The organism is Bradyrhizobium sp. 186 (assembly GCF_023101685.1).
Classification (GTDB): Bacteria; Pseudomonadota; Alphaproteobacteria; order Rhizobiales; family Xanthobacteraceae; genus Bradyrhizobium.
Map to the genome: position 1 here is coordinate 5,205,238 of NZ_CP082164.1, position 18,453 is coordinate 5,223,690.

Here is an 18,453-nt window from a genome sequence, read left to right on the forward strand (position 1 = left end):
AATGGCCGAGACCTACCCAAGCCCCCGTTTTGGCGCGCCGCGAGAGCCGAAATCGCCCGTGAATCCGGGCAGCCGGCTCGTGCTCATGCTCGACTTCGTCACGGCCAGCCATGCCCGCGCCGTCGGCTTCCTGGTGCTCTGTGCGCTGCTGCTGTTCTTGCCGGGCTTCTTCACCATTCCGCCGATCGACCGCGACGAGGCGCGCTTTGCGCAGGCCACCAAGCAGATGGTCGAGAGCGGCGACTACGTCGACATCCGCTTCCAGGAGGACGTCCGCTACAAGAAGCCGGTCGGCATCTACTGGCTGCAATCGGCCGCCGTCGAAACCGCGGCGGCGCTCGGGCTGCCGCGGGCCGAATTGCGCATCTGGGTCTATCGGATGCCGTCGCTGATCGGTGCGACCGGCGCCGTGCTCATGACCTATTGGGCCGCGCTCGGCTTCGTCACGCGGCGCGCCGCCGTGCTGGCGGCGCTGATGATGTCCGCCTCGGTGCTGCTCGGCGTCGAAGCGCGGCTCGCCAAGACCGATGCAATGCTGCTGTTCTGCGTGGTCGCTGCGATGGGGGCGATGGCGCGGGCTTATCTGTCCTGGCAGCGCGCAGAGGACGAGACGCATCCGCCCTGGAGCTGGCCTGCGATCTTCTGGACCGCGCTCGCCGTTGGCATCCTGATCAAGGGCCCGCTGATCCTGATGTTCGCAGGCCTGACCGTGGTCGCGCTCGCAATCCAGGATCGCGATGCCTCCTGGCTGTGGCGGCTGCGCCCGGTCTGGGGCCTGATGTGGATGCTGGTGCTGGTGCTGCCCTGGTTCATCGCGATCTTCTGGCGCGCGGGCGACGCCTTCTTTGCCGACTCCGTCGGTGGCGACATGCTTAGCAAGATCGGCGCCCAGGAATCCCACGGCGCGCCGCCCGGACTTTATCTGGCGTTGTTCTGGATCACGTTCTGGCCGGGTGCGCCGCTCGCGGCGATGGCGGCGCCCGCGGTCTGGCGCGCGCGGCGCGAGCCCGGCGCGCAATTCCTGCTGGCGTGGCTGATCCCGTCCTGGATCGTGTTCGAGGCGGTGCTGACCAAGCTGCCGCATTACGTGCTGCCGCTGTACCCTGCGATCGCGATCCTCACCGCCGGCGCGCTGGAGCGCCGCGTGCTGTCGCGGTCCTGGCTGATGCGCGGCTCGGCCTGGTGGTTCGCGATCCCCGCGGCCGGCGCGATCATCGCAGTGGTCGGCGCGGTCATGCTGACGCGGCAGCCTGCCTTCGTGGCCTGGCCGTTCATCGCGGCCTCGCTGATCTTCGGCCTGTTCGCCTGGTGGCTCTACGACAACAACCGCGCCGAGCGCTCGCTGCTCAACGCGCTGGTCGCCGCGCTGATGCTGGCGGTGGCGATCTACGGCATCGTGCTGCCGTCGTTGATCCCGCTGTTTCCGAGCATCGAGATCGCGCGCGCCCTGCGCAACGTCACCTGCGTCGGTCCGAAGGCCGCATCGGCTGGTTATCATGAGCCGAGCCTCGTGTTCCTGACGGGCACCTCGACACTGCTCACCGATGGTTCGGGCGCGGCAGACTTCCTGCGGCAGGGGAGCTGCCGCTTTGCACTGATCGAGCAGCGTTCCGAGCGCAGCTTCGTGCAGCGCGCCGAGGCGACCGGGCTGCGCTACAAGGTGGGTACGCGCATCGACGGCTACAATTTCTCGCAAGGCCGCGCGATCTCGATCTCGATCTTCCGCTCGGAAGGCACCGAGTAGGATGCCGACGCCCGCTGACATCGCGCCGCGCGCGAGCTATCCCACGCAATTGCTCGCGGTGTCGGGCCGTGCCCTGGCGCAGCTCGTGCGCGCGCCCTCCCATTCGCGCCGCGCCGAGGCTGCCCGAAAACTGGCGCGGCATTCGCTGTGGCTCAGTATGGCGGGCGCGGCGTTGGTCATCGCGCTCATGGTCGCGTTCGATCAGACCGAGATCCAGTTGATGCCGGCGCGCGGCACGCCCGGGCTGTGGCCGATCCGCATCCTCACCGATTTCGGCAAGGATGAGTATGTGCTCTCGGTGCTGGCCATAGCGCTCGTGGCCGTGGCCCTCGTTGCGGCTGGCTTGCATGGCTCCCGCCGCGCGTTGCTGCTTGGTCTCGGCACCCGGCTGCAATTCATGTTTCTATCCGTTGCTGTGCCCGTGTCCGTCGCCGAGATCCTGAAATTTCTCATCGGCCGCGGGCGTCCGTTCGTCGGCGGCCAGGCCAATCCGTTCAACTTCATACCGTTCGAAGGAACGGGAGCCTATGCCAGCCTGCCGTCGGGGCATGCGGTGACGGCGTTCGCATTGGCTTTTGCGGTCGGTGCGCTGTGGCCGCGCCTGCGCGTGTTCATGTTCACTTACGCAATCGTGATCCTGCTGACGCGGTTGGTGCTGCTCGCGCACCATCCGAGCGACGTTGTGGCCGGCGCCCTGGTCGGCATGGTCGGCGCCATGGCGGTCCGCTACTGGTTTGCAGCCCGAAGTCTCGGCTTTGCCATCCATGCCGATGGCACCGTCGCGGCCCTTCCGGAGCCGGTCTCGGGCCGCCTCAAAAGGGTTGCCCGCGGGGCCTTCGCCCCATAAAAGCGGCTCCTGCCGGGGCCGCCGGTTCCCGCGGCAGGCCAATTCCAACCACGAGCTTTCGATTTGTCGTCGTCCCAGCCCTCGGTTTCCATCGTCGTTCCCGTGCGCAACGAAGCCGACAACATCGCGCCCCTGATCGAGGAGATCAGTGCGGCGCTCGACGGCCGCTGGGTCTATGAGATCATCTACGTCAACGACGGCTCGACCGATGCGACCGGCGAACGGCTCGCCGCGATCATGAAGCAGCGGGACAATCTGCGTCAGCTTCGCCACGCCAGATCGACCGGCCAGTCCGCCGCTGTGCGCAGCGGCGTGCGCGCAGCGCGGGGCGAGATCGTGGCGACGCTCGACGGCGACGGCCAGAACAATCCGGCCTTCCTGCCGGACCTGATCACGGCGGTCGAGAAGGGCGTGGGGCGCGTCGGTCTCGCCGCCGGGCAACGCGTCGGACGCAAGGACACCGGCTTCAAGAAGTTTCAGTCGCGCATCGCCAACGGCGTGCGCGGGTCGATCCTGAACGACGGCACGCGCGACACCGGCTGTGGGTTGAAGGCGTTCCCGCGCGAGGCCTTCCTGACGATGCCCTATTTCGACGGGCTGCATCGCTTCCTGCCGGCGCTGGTTCGCCGTGAAGGCTACGAGATCGCCTATGTCGACGTGATCGACCGGCCGCGCCGCTCCGGCGTGTCAAATTACGGCTTCTTCGACCGGTTGTGGATCGGGATCATGGATCTCGCCGGCGTGTGGTGGCTGATCCGCCGCAAGAAGCCGACACCGGATGTGACTGAGGTGAAGGCATGATCATTCAATTCGGTCAGGCGCTGAGCAACTATCTCTACGACGTCTTCGTCGCCAAGTTCGACTTCTGGCTGGCGTTCGGCCTGGTGGCGCAGCTGTTCTTCACCGCGCGCTTCCTGGTGCAATGGATCGCGAGCGAGCGTGCCGGAAACAGCGTGGTGCCGATGGCGTTCTGGTTCTGCTCGATGGGCGGAGGGCTCATGACGCTGGTGTACGGCGTCGTGAAGCGCGAGCCGGTGATCATCCTCGGACAGGCGCTGGCGACCATCATCTATGTTCGCAACATCATGCTGATCGTGAAAAACCGCGGCCGCGCCTCGAAGTCGCTGGACCGCTGACGCCCTCTACCCCGACCGTCCAAAATAAATCGAAAACAACCCCATGCAAAGTAGCCGGCGACGGCTGCAATGCCTTGCGGAATTTTCGAATCGATTTGACACGTCGGGCAAAACGGTGGCACGACGCCATCATCGGGCAGGGTAACCGCGTCTGGCGGATGCACCGCTCGGACCGGCTAGCGCGGCAACGCCGAGGCCGCGCCGGAGGCGGGCAGGGCGGCCGCTTCCGCGTCGGGCCTGCGGTAAGGCTCTCCCGCCGCGTCCAGCACGGGATAGGCAACCGAGCAGATGTGCGAATGGATGCGACGCAGATCGCGCAGCACGTCGAGATGGAGCGAGGTGGTCTCGATGGTCTCGGGGCGGCCCTCGCGCAGGCGGTCGAGGTGGCGCTCGACCGCGGCAAGCTCGGTGTTGCGCAGCGCCGTCTTCTCGACCAGCAGCTTGCGGGCCTCGTTGGCGTCGCCCGACATGAACACGCCGAAGGCGATCCGCAGCGAGTCCATCGTGCGCTTGTGGAAGGCGGCGAGCTCCTCGGCGCCCTCGGGCGAGAACTGGAAGCGGCGCTTGATCTTCTTGGTCGCAAGCTCGCTCAGACTCTTGTCGATGATGTCGCCGATATGTTCGAGGTTGATGGTGAAGGAGATGATCTCCATCGCGCGCTGGCCCTCGCTCTCGTCGAGGCTGCCCCGCATGAGTTTCGTGACGTAGAGCTTGATGGCCTCATCGAGGCCGTCGACGACATTGTCCATCTTCGAGACCTGGTCGACCAGCGCACGGTCGCCTGTCATCATCGCGGCCATCACCTTACGCAGCATGACCTCGACGAGGTCCCCCATGCGTAGAGTTTCGCGGGCGGCATCGGCGAGCGCCAGCGACGGCGACTCCAACGCGGTCTCGTCGAGATAGCGCGGGTGGGCCGGATCGGCCTCACGGACGCGATCGGGCAGGATCCAGGTCAACAGGCGCGACATGGCGTCGAGCAGTCCGATGAAGAGGACGGCGGTGCCGACATTGAAGGCAATGTGGAAGGCCGCCGTCATTTTTGCGAGATCGGGCTGCCAGGCGTGCATGTGCTCGGCGATCGGGCTGAGGAAAGGCAGTACGAGGACGATCCCGATCACGCGGTTGATGAGATTGCCCACCGGCAGGCGATAGCTCGCGGGATCGTCACGCCTCGCACCTTCGAACACCGGATTGATGGCGCTGCCGAGATTGGCGCCGAGCACCAGTGCGAGCGCAGCGTAAGGCGAGACGAACTGCGAATAGGCCAGCGACATGATCAGGAGCACGCTGGCGACACTCGAATGCACGGCCCAGGTGACGAGCGCCGCGATGACGATGCACAGAACGGGATCGCCGGTGATGGTCGACATCACGACGCGCACGCCGGGCGCGTTCTCGGCCGGCGCCAGCGTGTCGAGCAGGATGTGCAGCGACAGCAGCATCAGTCCGAGGCCGATCAGGACACGGCCGACGTCCTTGATCCGCGAGCGAGGACCCGCGCGGAAGGCGACGAGCCCGAGCACGAACAGGACGGGCGCGATGGCTGCGATGTTGAACGAGAGCACCTGCACGATCAGCGTCGTGCCGACATTGGCGCCGAGCATGATGGCGAGGGCGGCGACGAGGCTGAGCAGGCCCTCGGCGGCGAAGGAGCTCGTGAGCAGCGCGGTCGCCGTGCTGCTCTGGAGCAGTGCCGTCAGCCCGAGGCCGGCGGCGAAGGCGCTGAAGCGGTTGCTCAGCGCCTTGCCGAGCATGTGCCGGAGGTCGGGGCCGAAGGCGCGAAGGATGCCGCTGTGGACCATGTGCAGGCCCCACAGCAACAGCGCAACGCCGCCCATCAGATCGAGCAGAACCAACGTTCCCATGCTCCGTGTCCGGATTGGATTCGATTGGTGAGGCTAGCGCCAAACGACAGCGGATCAAACCATTTGTTGGCGCATCGGCGTTAACGTTTGCGGCAGCTGCGCGTTCCGCAGGGCGTGATGCCTTGTGAGCAGGCTCACATTGCCGTCTTGAGGGCAGCGAAGCCGCGATCGAGATCGGCCTTGAGGTCGTCGACGCTCTCGAGCCCGATATGCAGACGCAACGTCGGGCCGCCCGGCGCCCACTTGGTCGCGGTGCGATAGCTGTCGCAATCGAACGGAATCACCAGGCTCTCGAAGCCGCCCCAGGAAAAGCCCATGCCGAACAGCTTGACGGTGTCGAGCATGACGTCGACCGCTTTTTGCGGAGCCGGCTTCAACACGATGCTGAACAGGCCCGACGCGCCGGTGAAGTCGCGCTTCCAGATCGCATGTCCCGGATCGGTTTCGAGCGCCGGATGCAGCACGCGCGCGACCTCGGGCCGGCTCGCGAGCCAACGCGCCATCTCGAGCCCCGAGCGATAGTGCTGCGCGAGCCGCACCGACAGCGTGCGCAGGCCGCGCAGCGCGAGGAAGACGTCGTCAGGGCCGGCGCAGACGCCGAGCAGGCGGATGCCTTCGGCAATCTGCGGCCACGCCTTGGCGTTGGCGGAGATCGTGCCGAACATGATGTCCGAATGGCCGCCGATATATTTGGTGGCGGCCTGCATGCTGATGTCGACGCCCTGTTCGAGCGAGCGGTGATAGAGCGGCGTCGCCCAGGTGTTGTCGTCGATCACGAGCGCATCGTGCGCATGCGCGACCGCGGCGATGGCGCGAATATCGGGCATCTCGAACGACTGCGACCCCGGTGCCTCTACCAGCACGGCGCGGGTGTTGGGCTTGAACAGTGCGTCTATCCCCGCGCCGATCAGCGGGTCGAAATAGCTGGTCTCGATGCCGTAGCGGGCGAGCAGGCCGTTGCAAAAGTTGCGCGTGGGCCGGTAGGCGTTGTCGCAGACCAGCAGATGGTCGCCGGCCTTCAGCACCGAGAGCAGGGTGGTGGAGATCGCCGCCAGCCCGGACGGCGCAATGCCGACGCCGGCGCATTGCGGTCCCTCCAGCGCCATCAGCATCTCCTGGAACGCCCGGGTGGTGGGGGTGCCATGGCGGCCATACTGGAACTCGCCGCGATGGGCGTGCAGGTCCTCGGCGGTCGGATAGAGCACGGTCGAGCCGTGGAAGACCGGCGGATTGACGAACCCCTTCTGCGCCTTGGTGTCGCGGCCGGAGGTCACCAGCCGGGTCTCGGCGTGCTGCTGGAGGGGGTGCGAGGAATCCATGCGTCTGCTTTCAAAAGCGCGTTTCCGCGGACGCGAACTGCGCCTTGCGGGCCGGCCGGAGGCCGCGTCCGTTAATAACAGAACACAGAAGAGTCCCGTCAACCCCTTGACCCGGCAGGCCAGTCGTTCTGTTATCGCAGGTGCTATTCAGTCGCCGCATGTTGAGGGGCCTGCCGCGACCTTCGATCCATCGTCTGACCGCACCATGCGCCAGAACCATAACGGCGGGCGCCTGCGGCGGGGATGAAGGTATGGCCTCCCGGGATGGGCGAGTGTTCGGCAAGGTTTTCCAGCATGACTCTTGCATGGCTAGTCTTGATAGGCCTAGCCCCGGCAGAGATGATCCTGAGACAACGTTCCTGACTTTGAGACGACTTTGAAAGGCCTTAAGCCCATGAAACGCGTTACCCTGGCTCTCACTCTCGCTCTCGCCGCCGGCCTGACTGCCCAAGCCGCCGATGCGCAAACGCTCAAGACCATCAAGGACCGGGGCATGCTGTCCTGTGGCGTCAGCCAGGGCCTCCCGGGCTTCTCCTCGCCCGACGACAAGGGCAACTGGACCGGGCTTGACGTCGATGTCTGCCGCGCGATCGCCGGGGCGATCTTCAATGACCCGACCAAGGTCAAGTACGTGCCGCTGTCCGCCAAGGATCGCTTCACCGCACTGCAATCCGGCGAGATCGACGTGCTCTCGCGCAACACCACCTGGACCGTCTCGCGCGATACCTCGCTCGGCGCCAACTTCACCGGCGTGACCTACTATGACGGGCAGGGCTTCATGGTGAAGAAGTCGCTCAAGGTGAATTCGGCGCTCGAACTCAACAGCGCCTCGGTCTGCGTGCAGACCGGCACCACCACCGAGCAAAATCTCGCCGACTACTTCAAGGCCAACAACATGAAGTACGAGGTGATCGCGTTCGGCACCAACGACGAAACGGTCAAGGCCTATGAAGCCGGGCGTTGCGACGTCTTCACCACCGACCAGTCGGGCCTGTATGCCAATCGCCTGAAGCTTGCCAATCCCGGCGACCACATGGTGCTCCCGGAAATCATCTCGAAGGAGCCGCTCGGGCCGATGGTGCGCCACGGCGACGACCAGTGGTTCGACATCGTGAAATGGACGCTGTTTGCGCTGATCACCACCGAAGAGCTCGGCGTGACCTCGAAGAACGTCGACGAGAAGGCGAAACTGGAGAATCCGGAGCTGAAGCGCGTCCTCGGCACCGACGGCAATTTCGGTGAACAGCTCGGCCTCACCAAGGACTGGGTGGTGCGCATCGTGAAGGCCGTCGGCAATTATGGCGAGGTGTTCGATCGCAACGTCGGTGCCGGCTCGCCGCTCGCCATCAATCGCGGTCTCAACAATCTCTGGAACAAGGGGGGTCTCCAGTACGCGCCGCCGATCCGCTGATCCGCGCGCACGCGCCCGCGGCGATGAGCACCGAGGCCCGCAAACCGCCAGCCCAGATCGCGCTGAAGATCAGGCGCGTGCTGGGCGGCAAGACCGGCTGGAACGGCATCGCCGTCCAGTTTGCGTTCGCGGCGATCCTGGGCTGGATTGCCTATGAGATCGTCTCCAACGCCCGCGCCAACCTCGAGAACCAGCACATTGCCGCCGGCTTCGGCTTCCTCAGGAACAATGCAGGCTTCGACGTCAATCAGACGCTGATCTCGTATACCGGCTCGGACACGTTCTTGCGCGTGTTCGTGGTCGGGCTCCTGAACACGCTCGTGGTCTCGGTGGTGGGCATTGTCTTCGCCACCGTGATCGGCTTCGTCGTCGCATTGTCCAGGCTTTCGCCCAATTGGCTGCTGGCACGCGTCGGCGAAATCTATGTCGAGACCATCCGCAACCTGCCGCTCCTGTTCCAGATCCTGTTCTGGTACCTGGCAGTGCTCGCGGCCTTGCCCAACCCGCGGCAGAGCATATCCCTTCTGGGCATCTCCTTTGTCAGCAACCGCGGGCTGGTCATCCCCCAACCGATCGGCGAAGCCGGGTTCGAGCCATTTCTGGCGACGCTTGCGTTCGGCATCGTCGTCTCGCTTGCGTTGCGCTTCTATGCGCGGCGGGCGCTGTTTCAGCGAGGCCAGGTGATCCGCATCTGGCCTTATGTGCTGGGCCTCCTGTTCGGGCTCCCACTGGTCGCGATTGCGGTGTTCGGTCTGCCCTTCACCTTTGAGCTGCCGCAGCTCAAGGGTTTCAATTTCGCCGGCGGCGCGCGCATCATCCCCGAATTCGTGGCGCTGACATTGGCCTTGTCGACCTATACCGCCGCCTTCATCGCCGAGATCGTGCGCGCCGGCATCCTGTCCGTCCACAAGGGACAGATGGAGGCGGGATCGTCGCTGGGCCTGAGCCGCGGCGCCACGCTCCGGCTGATCGTCGTGCCGCAGGCGATGCGCGTCATCGTACCGCCGCTGACCAACCAGTACCTCAACCTCACCAAGAACTCCTCGCTGGCGGTCGCGATCGGGTATCCCGACCTGGTGTCGGTGTTCGCCGGCACGTCGTTGAGCCAGACCGGGCAGGCGATCGAGATCATCGCGATGACGATGGGCGTCTACCTCTTGATTTCGCTCATCACCAGTGCCGTCATGAGCGTGTACGGTTGGCGCGTCAGCCGGAGTCTCGGCGCATGACCGATGTCACCTCGTCCGCCTTCGTCCGCGACGACCTGGTCGCCGAGCGTCCTGCGCCGGTGAAGACCACGGGCTTCATCGGCCTGGTGCGCACCCGCCTGTTCAATTCGCCGACCAACATTCTGCTCACGATCGTCGGCACGTTGCTGCTTTGGTTCACCATCATTCCGTCCGTCAGGTTTCTGCTGGTCGATGCGGTCTGGACCGGCAAGGATCGTGCGGCCTGCCTGCCCGAGAATGCGGGATTTGTGGTCGGCGCCTGCTGGCCTTACATCCAGGCCAAGCTGCCGCAATTGATCTACGGCTTCTATCCCGAGGCCGAGCGCTGGCGTGTCAACCTCACGCTCGTGCTGGCGGTGGTTCTGCTGTTGCCGCTGCTGATTCCGCGCCTGCCGGCGAAGGGAGTCAACGCCGGCCTGTTTTTCTTCGCCTTCCCGGTGGTCGCGTTCTTCCTGTTGCATGGCGGTGGCTTCACCGGCTTCGGCCTGAGCTGGACGGCCGGCCTGCTGCAATTGTTTGATGACAGCATCATCGGTGCTGGGCAGGCCCTGCTCAATCTCAGCAAGACCTCGGCCATCGCACCGTTGCTATGGATCGTTGGTAACCTGATCGTGCTGGTCGGCACCGCGATCTACTGGGTGATCTTTCCGCTGACCTGGCTCCGTGACCAGCTCCAGGGGACGGGCCAGTCGGTCTGGGTCGATTTCGCCATCACAGCCGCAGTCGTCTCCCTGATCGCCTTCTTCCTCCGTGGCGGCGTGCGTACCGGCGGGCGGGCTCTGGCATCGAGCATCGCAACCTTCGTCGTCATCGCGATCGTGGTCAAGTTGATGGGGCTCGATCACGGCGGGCTGCCCATCGTGCAGACCAATCTGTGGGGTGGCCTGCTGGTGACGCTGGTGGTCTCCGTCACCGGCATCGTCACCTCGCTGCCGATCGGCATCGCGCTCGCCCTTGGACGCCGCTCCACCATTCCACTGATCCGGATATTCTCGATCGCCTTCATCGAGTTCTGGCGAGGCGTGCCGCTGATCACCGTGCTGTTCTTCGCAACCTACATGCTACCCTTGTTCCTGCCGGGCAATTTTACGGTCGACGGTCTCGTGCGCGCGCTGATTGGAATCTCGCTGTTTACAGGGGCCTATCAGGCCGAAAACGTCCGCGGCGGGCTCGCGGCGATTCCGCGCGGGCAGGGTGAGGCCGCGGCAGCATTGGGGCTGTCCTGGTGGAAGACGACCTCGCTGATCGTGTTGCCGCAGGCGCTGCGGCACGTCATCCCGAACCTCGTCAACAGCTTCATCTCGCTGTTCAAGGACACCTCGCTGGTCTCGATCGTGGCGCTGTTCGACCTGTTGGGTTCGTTGCGGGCGTCGTTTTCGGATCCGAAATGGTCGACGCCGTCGACCGCGTTCACCGGCTTCGCCTTCGCCGGCATCATTTACTTCATCTTCTGCTTTGGAATGTCGCGCTACTCGCTGTTCGTCGAGCACCGTCTCAACGCCCACCGCCGCAACTGATCGAGCTCACCATGACCGATAGTCCCATCGTCAAGATTTCCGGCCTCAACAAATGGTACGGAGAATTTCACGTGCTGCGCGACATCGACCTCGAGGTCGAGAAGGGCGAGCGCATCGTGATCTGCGGCCCCTCGGGCTCAGGCAAGTCGACGCTGATCCGCTGCATCAACGCGCTGGAAGAATTCCAGGAGGGCGAGATCGTCGTCGACGGCATCGAGCTCGGGCCGAACCTCAAGCACGTCGACGCGGTGCGCCGCGAGGTCGGCATGGTGTTCCAGAGCTTCAACCTCTTCCCGCATCTGACCGTGCTGGAGAACTGCACGCTGGCGCCGATCTGGGTGCGCAACATCCCGAAGAAGGACGCCGAAATCAACGCGATGAAATTCCTGGAGCGGGTCAAGATCCCGCACCAGGCCAACAAGTTTCCGGGACAGATGTCCGGCGGCCAGCAGCAGCGTGTCGCCATCGCACGCGCGCTGACCATGAACCCGAAGGTGATGCTGTTCGACGAGCCAACCTCGGCGCTCGACCCCGAAATGGTCAAGGAGGTGCTCGATACCATGGTCGACCTCGCCAACGAGGGCATGACCATGCTGGTCGTCACCCACGAGATGGGCTTTGCGCGCGAGGTCGCCAACCGCGTGGTGTTCATGGATGCCGGCCAGATCATCGAAGCCAACACGCCGAATGAATTCTTCGCCAATCCGCAGCATGCGCGCTCGAAGCTGTTCCTGAGCCAGATTTTGCGGTGATCTTGTAAGCTCTCCGAAACCATAGCTGCGGTTGCATCCTGTCCGCTTCACGCGTCCGAAAGCTCTTTCTGCGCATGTGGCGCGAAAAAGGGGCGCCAATGCTTGGTTTCGTGTTCGGCCTCAATGCCCGCCTCGGGCGTTTGCATTTCTTTCTGGCCACGGTCGCGCTTGCGATCGTGATGACCGCGATCTGCTTTGCGATCGCGACGGCCGTGCTGCGCGATACCTCGCCCGGCATGATGCGTCCGGAAGACCTCATGAAGAGCTGGGCGACCATAGCCGCCATCGCCTTCTTCGGACTTGCGACCCTCACACTGCAATCGATGCGAATCCGCGATATAGGTTGGGATCCGGTGTGCGTGATTCCGGCATGGCTCGCGCTCGTGATCGTCGATCACCTCGTCGCGACCCGGTTTCCGACCTGGGCCATCGGCCACGAGCATCAGGGCACGATTGTCGGCGGGCTGGTCAACCTCGCGCTGCTGCTCGCGCTTATGTTCTGGCCGAGCGGCGACCGCGAAGACTCCTATGGCAATCCTGAGCCGCCGCGCTCCAGCGCCAGATCCTCGGCTTCGCATGACCGTCTGGCGCGCATCTCCCAGGGAACGCCGCGTCCGACCTGGGGCTAGACGGATCTGGAGCTAGACGGATCAGGCGCTAGACGAACGGCGGCTTGATGTTGCTGCGCTTCTCCAGCCACTCCGGCACCGGGAGGTTCTTGGCGCGCATGAAGTCCGCATTGAAGAGTTTCGACTGATAGCGGCTGCCGGAATCGCAGAGCACGGTCACGATCGTCTTGCCCGGCCCAAGTTGCTTGGCGAGGCGCATGGCGCCGGCGATATTGATGCCGGTCGAGCCGCCGAGGCACAGGCCTTCGTGCTGGAGCAGCTCGTAGATCACGGTGACGGCTTCGGCGTCGGGGATGAGATAGGCATCATCGACCTTGGCGGTCTCCACGATTGCGGTCGCTCGGTTGAGGCCGATGCCCTCGGTGATCGAGCCGCCCGGTGTGGCCTTGGGGTCGCCGGTCCTGAAATATTCGTACATGCCCGCGCCATGCGGGTCGGCGCAGGCAATCCTGACATTCTTGTTCTTCTCCTTCAGGAAGCGGCTGATGCCGGCGAGCGTGCCGCCGCTGCCGACCGAGCAGACGAAGCCGTCGACCTTGCCGCTGGTCTGCTCCCAGATCTCGGGACCTGTGGATTCGTAATGCGCCTTCGCATTGTCGAGATTGTTCCACTGGTCTGCGAACAGCACGCCATTGGGCTCGGTCTTGCGCAGCTCGTCGGCGAGCCGGCGGCCGACATGCTGATAGCTGTTGGGATTGGCATAGGGCAGGGCCGGCACTTCGATCAGCTCGGCGCCGCACAGCTTCAGAAAATCCTTCTTCTCCTGGCTCTGCGTCTCCGGGATCACGATCAGCGTCCGGTAGCCGCGGGCGCTGGCCACGACCGCAAGCCCGATACCGGTATTGCCGGCGGTCGATTCCACCACGAGTCCGCCGGGCTTGAGCTCGCCGCGCTTCTCCGCCTCGATGATCATCCATTTCCCCGCGCGGTCCTTCACGGACTGGCCGGGATTCATGAACTCGGCCTTGCCGAGAATGGTGCAGCCGGTCGCTTCCGAGGCGCGCTCGAGCTTGATCAGCGGGGTGTTGCCGATGGCTTCGACAACGTCGTTTTTGATGGTCATGTCAGGCAATTACCGGCTGGTTATGACGTGGGCGCCGACCCTAAAGGAGGGTCGCCGGGCATACAAGCCGACCCCGTCAACTCTTATTGCTGCTTTGCGAAGATGACCTGTCGGACGTCGATATTTCCCGATAGGAATCCGGCCTCGCAATAGGAGAGGTAGTACTCCCACAGCCGCCGGAACCGGTCGTCGAAACCGAGCGGGACGAGGCCCGGCCAGGCGGTGCGGAAGTTATTTCGCCAAGTGGCAAGCGTCTTGGCATAATCTTGTCCGAAGATGCGCTCGCGGATGACGGGAACGCCGAAGCGGTCCCCGAGCGACTTGAGCACGGCGGGCGAAGGCAGCATGCCGCCGGGAAAGACGTAGCGCTGGATGAAGTCGACCTCGCGCCGGTAGCTCTGGAACAGCTTGTCCTGGATGGTGATGGCCTGGATGCCGGCGAGGCCATCAGGCAGCAGCCGGTCCCGCAACTGTGCGAAATATTTCGGCCAGAACCGCTCGCCGACGGCCTCGATCATCTCGATCGAGGCGATCCGGTCGTAACGGTCGCGCTCGTCGCGATAATCCTGGAGCCGTATCTCGACTTTCTCGGCAAGGCCCGCTTCGTAAATGCGCTTGCGGGCGAAATCGCGCTGCTCAGTCGAGATCGTCAGGCCGACCACGCTTGTGCCGAACGTCTTTGCGGCGAATTCGGCAAAGCCGCCCCAGCCGCAGCCGATCTCGAGCAGCTTCTGGTCGGGCTTCAAGTCGAGCGCCTCGGCGAGCTTGCGGTATTTGTTGGTCTGCGCGGCCGTGAGATCGGCAGTGCTCTCCTCGAACAGGGCCGAGGAATAGGTCATGCTGGGATCGAGCCAGGCCGAATAGAACGCGTTGCCGATGTCGTAATGGGCGTGGATGTTGCGCCGCGCCTGGCTCCGAGTGTTGCGGTTGAACCAGTGCTGCACCACCTGGACAAGCCGCATCAGCGGCTTGTCGCGCAGCATGGCCTGGATCAAATCGTGGTTGACGCAGAACAGATAGAGGAATTGCGTGAGGTCCGGCGTATCCCAGTCGCCGGCGAGATAGGCTTCCGCAATGCCGATGTCGCCGCCGTTGATCAGGCGCGAGGCAAAGCCGTAATTATGCAGCCGCATCACCGCATTCGGGCCCGGCTCCTGCCCGCCGAGCCGGATCACGCGCTCATCGGGCAGAATGACGTCGAGCGTCCCGCGCCTTAGCCGCGAGCCGAAGGCGAGCGCAAGGCGAACCATGCGCGGCAGGTCGGCAAGCACTGTTTCGATGTTGTCGGGCGTCACCGAAACGACATTCGACATCGGCGGATCCATCACCTGAACGGGTACGGTCCGACCGCGAGCCAGGCGCGCCCAACTCTCCATTTCGCCAAACCCCGGCGCGCCCCGCATACGGTCAGCGACGGATAATATATCTACGGGTTTTGCCGGCCGCCAAGATGGTTTCATCGCGGCGCTGCCCTGCCACAACAGGTCTTGGCACCAGCCGGGGGCCCTTCAGCCAGAGCCGCAAGGTCGAAGAAGGTGACGGCGAGAGCAGGTTGCTGGGCTGGGCAAGCAGGCCCGTGCCCGTCGCCGACCAATCCCGTTGCGATGACCGTGATGCGCATGCGTAGGTGTGCCCCCGCCTTTGTGTTTGGCAAGCTACGGTGCGCCGCAGCGAGCATTTCAGTGGAGCGCGGACCGGGTTCGGTGGCTTCAGCTGGAGTGTGGCGGCAATATCACATGAAATCTTGGTAAGCTTGAACACGCTTCGGAATGGCGCGAGAATGCGAAAAACCATTGCCAGACAGGAACATTTTGTATTCTTGAGGTCCAAGTGACGACGCTAATGGCCGTTTGCTTCGCAGGTGCGGGACTGTCCCGTACTTCCGCGCCCGGCTAGTATCGGGTTCAGGTTCCGCAGAAAGCATCAACGGTGTGAACGAGTTGCCCAAAGCCCCCCGACTGTCCTGCCGCGAATCGGTTAATCCGGTTGCGCGGCGGCGGTTCGGTCTGCCCGGCAGGGGGTGGATGTGACACAGCGAGTTCCGGCGATCGCCATTCGGCGATCCGTTGGTCCTGCTTCCCGGACGCTGCGTGCGGCGCGCTGGGTCGCGGTGCTGTGCCTGGCGACAAGCTCGGGGGCTTGCGTCCTGACCCAGGATCTCCCCGATCCCGCGCTCGACGTTCCCGCGCAATACAAGTACGCCGGCAAGCCGGATGCGCCGCCCACCATGGATTGGTGGCGCGGCTTCCGCTCGGCGGAGCTGACGCAACTGGTGGAAGAGGCACAGACCGTCAACCTCGACATCGCCGCCGCCGTCTCACGTATCGTCGAGGCCGACGCCCAGGCGCGGCAGGCCGGCGCGGCGTTGCTGCCGAGCCTGTCGGGCAGCGGATCGGAGACCTATTCGCGCACCTCCGGCGCGAGCGCGTCGGGCCTGTCCATCGGCGGCCGGGAGGTCGTCAACTATTCGGCTTCGCTCAGCGCAAGCTACCAGCTCGATTTCTGGGGCCAGAACCGCGATGCGTTGCAAACGGCGGAGGAGACGGCGAATGCCAATCGCTTCGACCGTGACGTCGTCGCGCTGACGACGCTTGCAGGCGTCGCCAATGCCTATTTCCAGGTTTTGGCCTCGCAGGATCGCCTGAAGACAGCACAGCGCAACATCGCCAGCGCGCAGCGCATCCTCGATGCCATCCGCGAGCGCCGCAAGGCCGGCACCGGCACCGATCTCGACGTCGCACAGCAGGAAAGCGTACTCGCCAACCAGAAGGCGCTGGTGCCGCCGCTGCGCCAGACGCTCGACCAGAACGTCAATGCGCTCGCCGTGCTGGTGTCGCGGCCGCCGGAGAGCGTGCGCGTGCTCGGCGGCTCGCTGAACCGGATCGCGATCCCGCGCGTGACGCCCGGCCTGCCGTCAGAGTTGCTGACGCAGCGGCCCGACATTCGCAGGCAGGAGGCGCAACTCGCCTCCGCCACTGCGAACATCGGCAATGCCCGTGCGCAGTTCTTTCCGACCATCCAGTTGACCGGCAATGGCGGTTATCAAAGCTCGGCGCTGGTGTCGCTGTTCCAGCCGCATGCGGCGTTCTTCCAGCTCGTCGGCAGCGCGACGCAGCCGATTTTCGACGGCGGCAAGATCCTCGGCAATTTCGAATTTGCCAAGGCGCGACAGGACGAACTGCTCCAGACCTACCGCAAGACCATCGTCCAGTCCTTTGCCGACGTCGACAATGCGCTGTTCTCGATCAAGCAGACCACGATCAAACTGCAATTGCAGCGTGATGTCCTCACCTCCTCGCGCCGCGCCTTCGATCTCTCCGAGCAGCAATTGCGCGCCGGCACCGCCGACATCGTCACCGTGCTCAACACGCAACTCACCCTGTTCCAGGCCGAGGACGCGCTGTCGCAGGCGCAGCTGGCCCGCTTGCTTGCGATCGTCAGCCTGTATCAGGCGCTCGGCGGCGGCTGGGAGCCGCGAATGGAGAAACCGGTCAATGCTCTTTAAGCCGGACACGAAAGAAGGCGCGAAGGAAGGGACGGCGAAAAAGTCGCGCGGCCGCGGCTTCGTCATGACCCTGATCACGCTCGCGATCCTCGGCGGCCTCGGCTATCTCGGCTGGACCGTCATGCATCAGCAGCCGCAGGCCAACAATCGCAACCAGCGGCCCGATCTGCCGGTGCCGGTGCTGGCGGCGACGCCGCGCATCCAGGACGTTCCGGTCTATCTCGACGGCGTCGGCGCGATCCGCGCGCTCAACACCGTGACCGTGCGCTCGCAGGTCGACGGCAAGCTGATCGCGGTAAACTTTACCGAAGGCCAGGACGTCAAGAAGGGTGACGTCGTCGGCGAGATCGATCCTGCGATCTACCAGGCGGCCTATGACCAGGCTGTCGCCAAGAAGGCGCAGGACCAGGCCCAGCTCGCCAACCAACGCATCGACCTCACCCGCTACGAGCAGCTCGCGGCTACCAATGCCGGCTCCAAGCAGCAGGCCGATACGCAGCGCGCGCTGGTCGCGCAGACCGAGGCGCTGGTCAAGGCCGACCAGGCCGCGATCGACAATGCGGCGGCGACGCTGAGCTACACCAAGATCGTGGCGCCGATCTCGGGTCGCGCCGGCCTGCGCCAGGTCGACCAGGGCAACATCATCCACGCCTCCGACACCACGGGACTCGTGGTGATCACGCAGTTGCGGCCGATCGCAGTGTGGTTCAGCCTGCCGCAGCAGCAGATCATGCGGGTCAACGCCGCGGCCGCCAAGGGGGCGCTTGCGGTGGACGTATTCGGCAACGACGGCGTCACCGTGATCGACACCGGCAAGCTGACCGGAATCGACAACCAGGTCGATCAGACCACCGGCACGCTCAAGCTCAAGGCGGAATTTCCCAACGCCAATTACCAGCTCTGGCCCGGCCAGTTCGTCAATGTTCGGCTCAAGGTCGAGACACTGGCGCAGGCGCTGGTGGTGCCGACGTCGGCAGTGCAGCGCGGCCCGATCGGGACCTTCAGCTACGTCATCGGTGAGGGCGACATCGCCTCGGCCAAGCCCGTCACGGTGACGCAGCAGAACGAACATGACGCGGTGATCGCGAGCGGCCTGTCGCCGAATGACCGGGTCGTCACCACCGGGTTTGCCAATCTGTCCGACGGTTCCAAGGTGATTGTGGGCCGCGACGACCAGACGCCATCGGCCGATCTGGCGCCACGCAAGCGCTCGCGCGGGCCGCAGGGCAATGACGCACAGAAGGGCGGTCAGGCCAAGGACGGTCAGACCAAGGATGGCCAATCGAAGGACGGCGCCAAGGACGGGCAGGAACGCCGCGCCAAGCGCATCAACGGCGAGGGCGACCAGAAGGGCCAAACCGGACCGGCACCGGCGCAGGGGACTGAACCATCGGGAAGTGGAGCCAAGCAGCCATGATCCCGACAACAGCCGC

General features: G+C 64.7%; 15 protein-coding genes. 11 read left to right on the forward strand and 4 right to left on the reverse strand.

Annotation, left to right across the window (positions count from 1 at the left end; translation table 11 throughout):
* Position 1 precedes the first annotated feature (1 nt).
* The 4 genes from IVB18_RS24985 (at position 2) to IVB18_RS25000 (ending at position 3,727) form a co-directional block, all read left to right on the forward strand.
* Complete coding sequence (locus tag IVB18_RS24985; protein ID WP_247991549.1) at positions 2-1,744, forward strand: glycosyltransferase family 39 protein; 1,743 nt, start codon at positions 2-4, stop codon at positions 1,742-1,744.
* A gap of 1 nt (position 1,745) precedes the next feature.
* Entirely contained in the window at positions 1,746-2,591 is an 846-nt protein-coding gene (locus IVB18_RS24990; protein WP_247983096.1) for a phosphatase PAP2 family protein, read from the forward strand.
* Between the two features lie 63 nt (positions 2,592-2,654).
* Entirely contained in the window at positions 2,655-3,392 is a 738-nt protein-coding gene (locus IVB18_RS24995; protein ID WP_247983097.1) for a glycosyltransferase family 2 protein, read from the forward strand.
* Positions 3,389-3,727 carry a lipid-A-disaccharide synthase N-terminal domain-containing protein gene (locus IVB18_RS25000; RefSeq protein ID WP_247983098.1) on the forward strand — a complete coding sequence of 113 codons (339 nt, stop codon included), beginning with the start codon at positions 3,389-3,391 and terminating at the stop codon, positions 3,725-3,727. Before IVB18_RS24995 ends, IVB18_RS25000 begins: the two co-directional genes overlap by 4 nt.
* Before the next feature lie 176 nt (positions 3,728-3,903).
* Here the strand turns inward: IVB18_RS25000 and IVB18_RS25005 are convergent, their stop codons facing one another.
* Entirely contained in the window at positions 3,904-5,595 is a 1,692-nt protein-coding gene (locus IVB18_RS25005) for a Na/Pi cotransporter family protein (protein WP_247983099.1), read from the reverse strand.
* 134 nt (positions 5,596-5,729) lie between these two features.
* The gene (gene metC / locus IVB18_RS25010) at positions 5,730-6,914 is read right to left on the reverse strand and encodes a cystathionine beta-lyase (RefSeq protein WP_247983100.1); all 1,185 of its coding nucleotides are present in this window, start codon (positions 6,912-6,914) and stop codon (positions 5,730-5,732) included.
* A 394-nt stretch (positions 6,915-7,308) separates the two neighbouring features.
* On the opposite strand from metC, the gene IVB18_RS25015 reads away from it, so the two are divergent.
* The 5 genes from IVB18_RS25015 (at position 7,309) to IVB18_RS25035 (ending at position 12,452) form a co-directional block, all read left to right on the forward strand.
* Entirely contained in the window at positions 7,309-8,325 is a 1,017-nt protein-coding gene (locus tag IVB18_RS25015) for an amino acid ABC transporter substrate-binding protein (protein ID WP_247983101.1), read from the forward strand.
* Between the two features lie 23 nt (positions 8,326-8,348).
* A complete protein-coding gene (locus IVB18_RS25020; protein ID WP_247983102.1) occupies positions 8,349-9,554 on the forward strand; it encodes an ABC transporter permease subunit in 1,206 nt (401 codons plus the stop codon).
* Positions 9,551-11,071, forward strand: coding sequence for an amino acid ABC transporter permease (locus tag IVB18_RS25025; RefSeq protein ID WP_247983103.1), 1,521 nt, complete (start codon positions 9,551-9,553; stop codon positions 11,069-11,071). The genes IVB18_RS25020 and IVB18_RS25025 overlap by 4 nt, the downstream gene beginning before the upstream one ends.
* An 11-nt stretch (positions 11,072-11,082) precedes the next feature.
* A complete protein-coding gene (locus tag IVB18_RS25030; RefSeq protein WP_247983104.1) occupies positions 11,083-11,823 on the forward strand; it encodes an amino acid ABC transporter ATP-binding protein in 741 nt (246 codons plus the stop codon).
* Positions 11,824-11,921: 98 nt separating this feature from the next.
* Positions 11,922-12,452 carry a DUF805 domain-containing protein gene (locus IVB18_RS25035; RefSeq protein WP_247983105.1) on the forward strand — a complete coding sequence of 177 codons (531 nt, stop codon included), beginning with the start codon at positions 11,922-11,924 and terminating at the stop codon, positions 12,450-12,452.
* A gap of 28 nt (positions 12,453-12,480) precedes the next feature.
* Here IVB18_RS25035 and IVB18_RS25040 read toward each other — a convergent pair whose 3' ends face one another.
* On the reverse strand, positions 12,481-13,515 hold the full coding sequence (locus IVB18_RS25040; RefSeq protein ID WP_247983106.1) for a cysteine synthase A: 1,035 nt from the start codon (positions 13,513-13,515) through the stop codon (positions 12,481-12,483).
* A gap of 83 nt (positions 13,516-13,598) precedes the next feature.
* Complete coding sequence (locus tag IVB18_RS25045; RefSeq protein WP_247983107.1) at positions 13,599-14,828, reverse strand: cyclopropane-fatty-acyl-phospholipid synthase family protein; 1,230 nt, start codon at positions 14,826-14,828, stop codon at positions 13,599-13,601.
* Between the two features lie 707 nt (positions 14,829-15,535).
* Between IVB18_RS25045 and IVB18_RS25050 the strand changes: the two genes are divergently transcribed.
* Both IVB18_RS25050 and IVB18_RS25055 read left to right on the forward strand, forming a co-directional pair.
* Positions 15,536-17,020: an efflux transporter outer membrane subunit gene (locus IVB18_RS25050; protein ID WP_247983108.1), complete on the forward strand. Its 1,485-nt coding sequence runs from the start codon at positions 15,536-15,538 to the stop codon at positions 17,018-17,020.
* A complete protein-coding gene (locus IVB18_RS25055) occupies positions 17,010-18,437 on the forward strand; it encodes an efflux RND transporter periplasmic adaptor subunit (RefSeq protein WP_247983109.1) in 1,428 nt (475 codons plus the stop codon). Before IVB18_RS25050 ends, IVB18_RS25055 begins: the two co-directional genes overlap by 11 nt.
* Positions 18,438-18,453 lie beyond the last annotated feature (16 nt).

What these genes read in the sequence shown, in the direction of transcription:
- IVB18_RS25000 (WP_247983098.1), top strand. Translation starts at nt 3,389, where the DNA reads ATGATCATTCAATTCGGTCAGGCGCTGAGCAACTATCTCTACGACGTC.
- IVB18_RS25005 (WP_247983099.1), bottom strand. Translation starts at nt 5,595, where the DNA reads ATGGGAACGTTGGTTCTGCTCGATCTGATGGGCGGCGTTGCGCTGTTG.
- IVB18_RS25020 (WP_247983102.1), top strand. Translation starts at nt 8,349, where the DNA reads ATGAGCACCGAGGCCCGCAAACCGCCAGCCCAGATCGCGCTGAAGATC.
- IVB18_RS25015 (WP_247983101.1), top strand. Translation starts at nt 7,309, where the DNA reads ATGAAACGCGTTACCCTGGCTCTCACTCTCGCTCTCGCCGCCGGCCTG.
- IVB18_RS24985 (WP_247991549.1), top strand. Translation starts at nt 2, where the DNA reads ATGGCCGAGACCTACCCAAGCCCCCGTTTTGGCGCGCCGCGAGAGCCG.
- IVB18_RS25030 (WP_247983104.1), top strand. Translation starts at nt 11,083, where the DNA reads ATGACCGATAGTCCCATCGTCAAGATTTCCGGCCTCAACAAATGGTAC.
- IVB18_RS25035 (WP_247983105.1), top strand. Translation starts at nt 11,922, where the DNA reads ATGCTTGGTTTCGTGTTCGGCCTCAATGCCCGCCTCGGGCGTTTGCAT.
- IVB18_RS25025 (WP_247983103.1), top strand. Translation starts at nt 9,551, where the DNA reads ATGACCGATGTCACCTCGTCCGCCTTCGTCCGCGACGACCTGGTCGCC.
- metC (WP_247983100.1), bottom strand. Translation starts at nt 6,914, where the DNA reads ATGGATTCCTCGCACCCCCTCCAGCAGCACGCCGAGACCCGGCTGGTG.
- IVB18_RS25055 (WP_247983109.1), top strand. Translation starts at nt 17,010, where the DNA reads ATGCTCTTTAAGCCGGACACGAAAGAAGGCGCGAAGGAAGGGACGGCG.
- IVB18_RS24990 (WP_247983096.1), top strand. Translation starts at nt 1,746, where the DNA reads ATGCCGACGCCCGCTGACATCGCGCCGCGCGCGAGCTATCCCACGCAA.
- IVB18_RS25040 (WP_247983106.1), bottom strand. Translation starts at nt 13,515, where the DNA reads ATGACCATCAAAAACGACGTTGTCGAAGCCATCGGCAACACCCCGCTG.
- IVB18_RS25045 (WP_247983107.1), bottom strand. Translation starts at nt 14,828, where the DNA reads ATGTCGAATGTCGTTTCGGTGACGCCCGACAACATCGAAACAGTGCTT.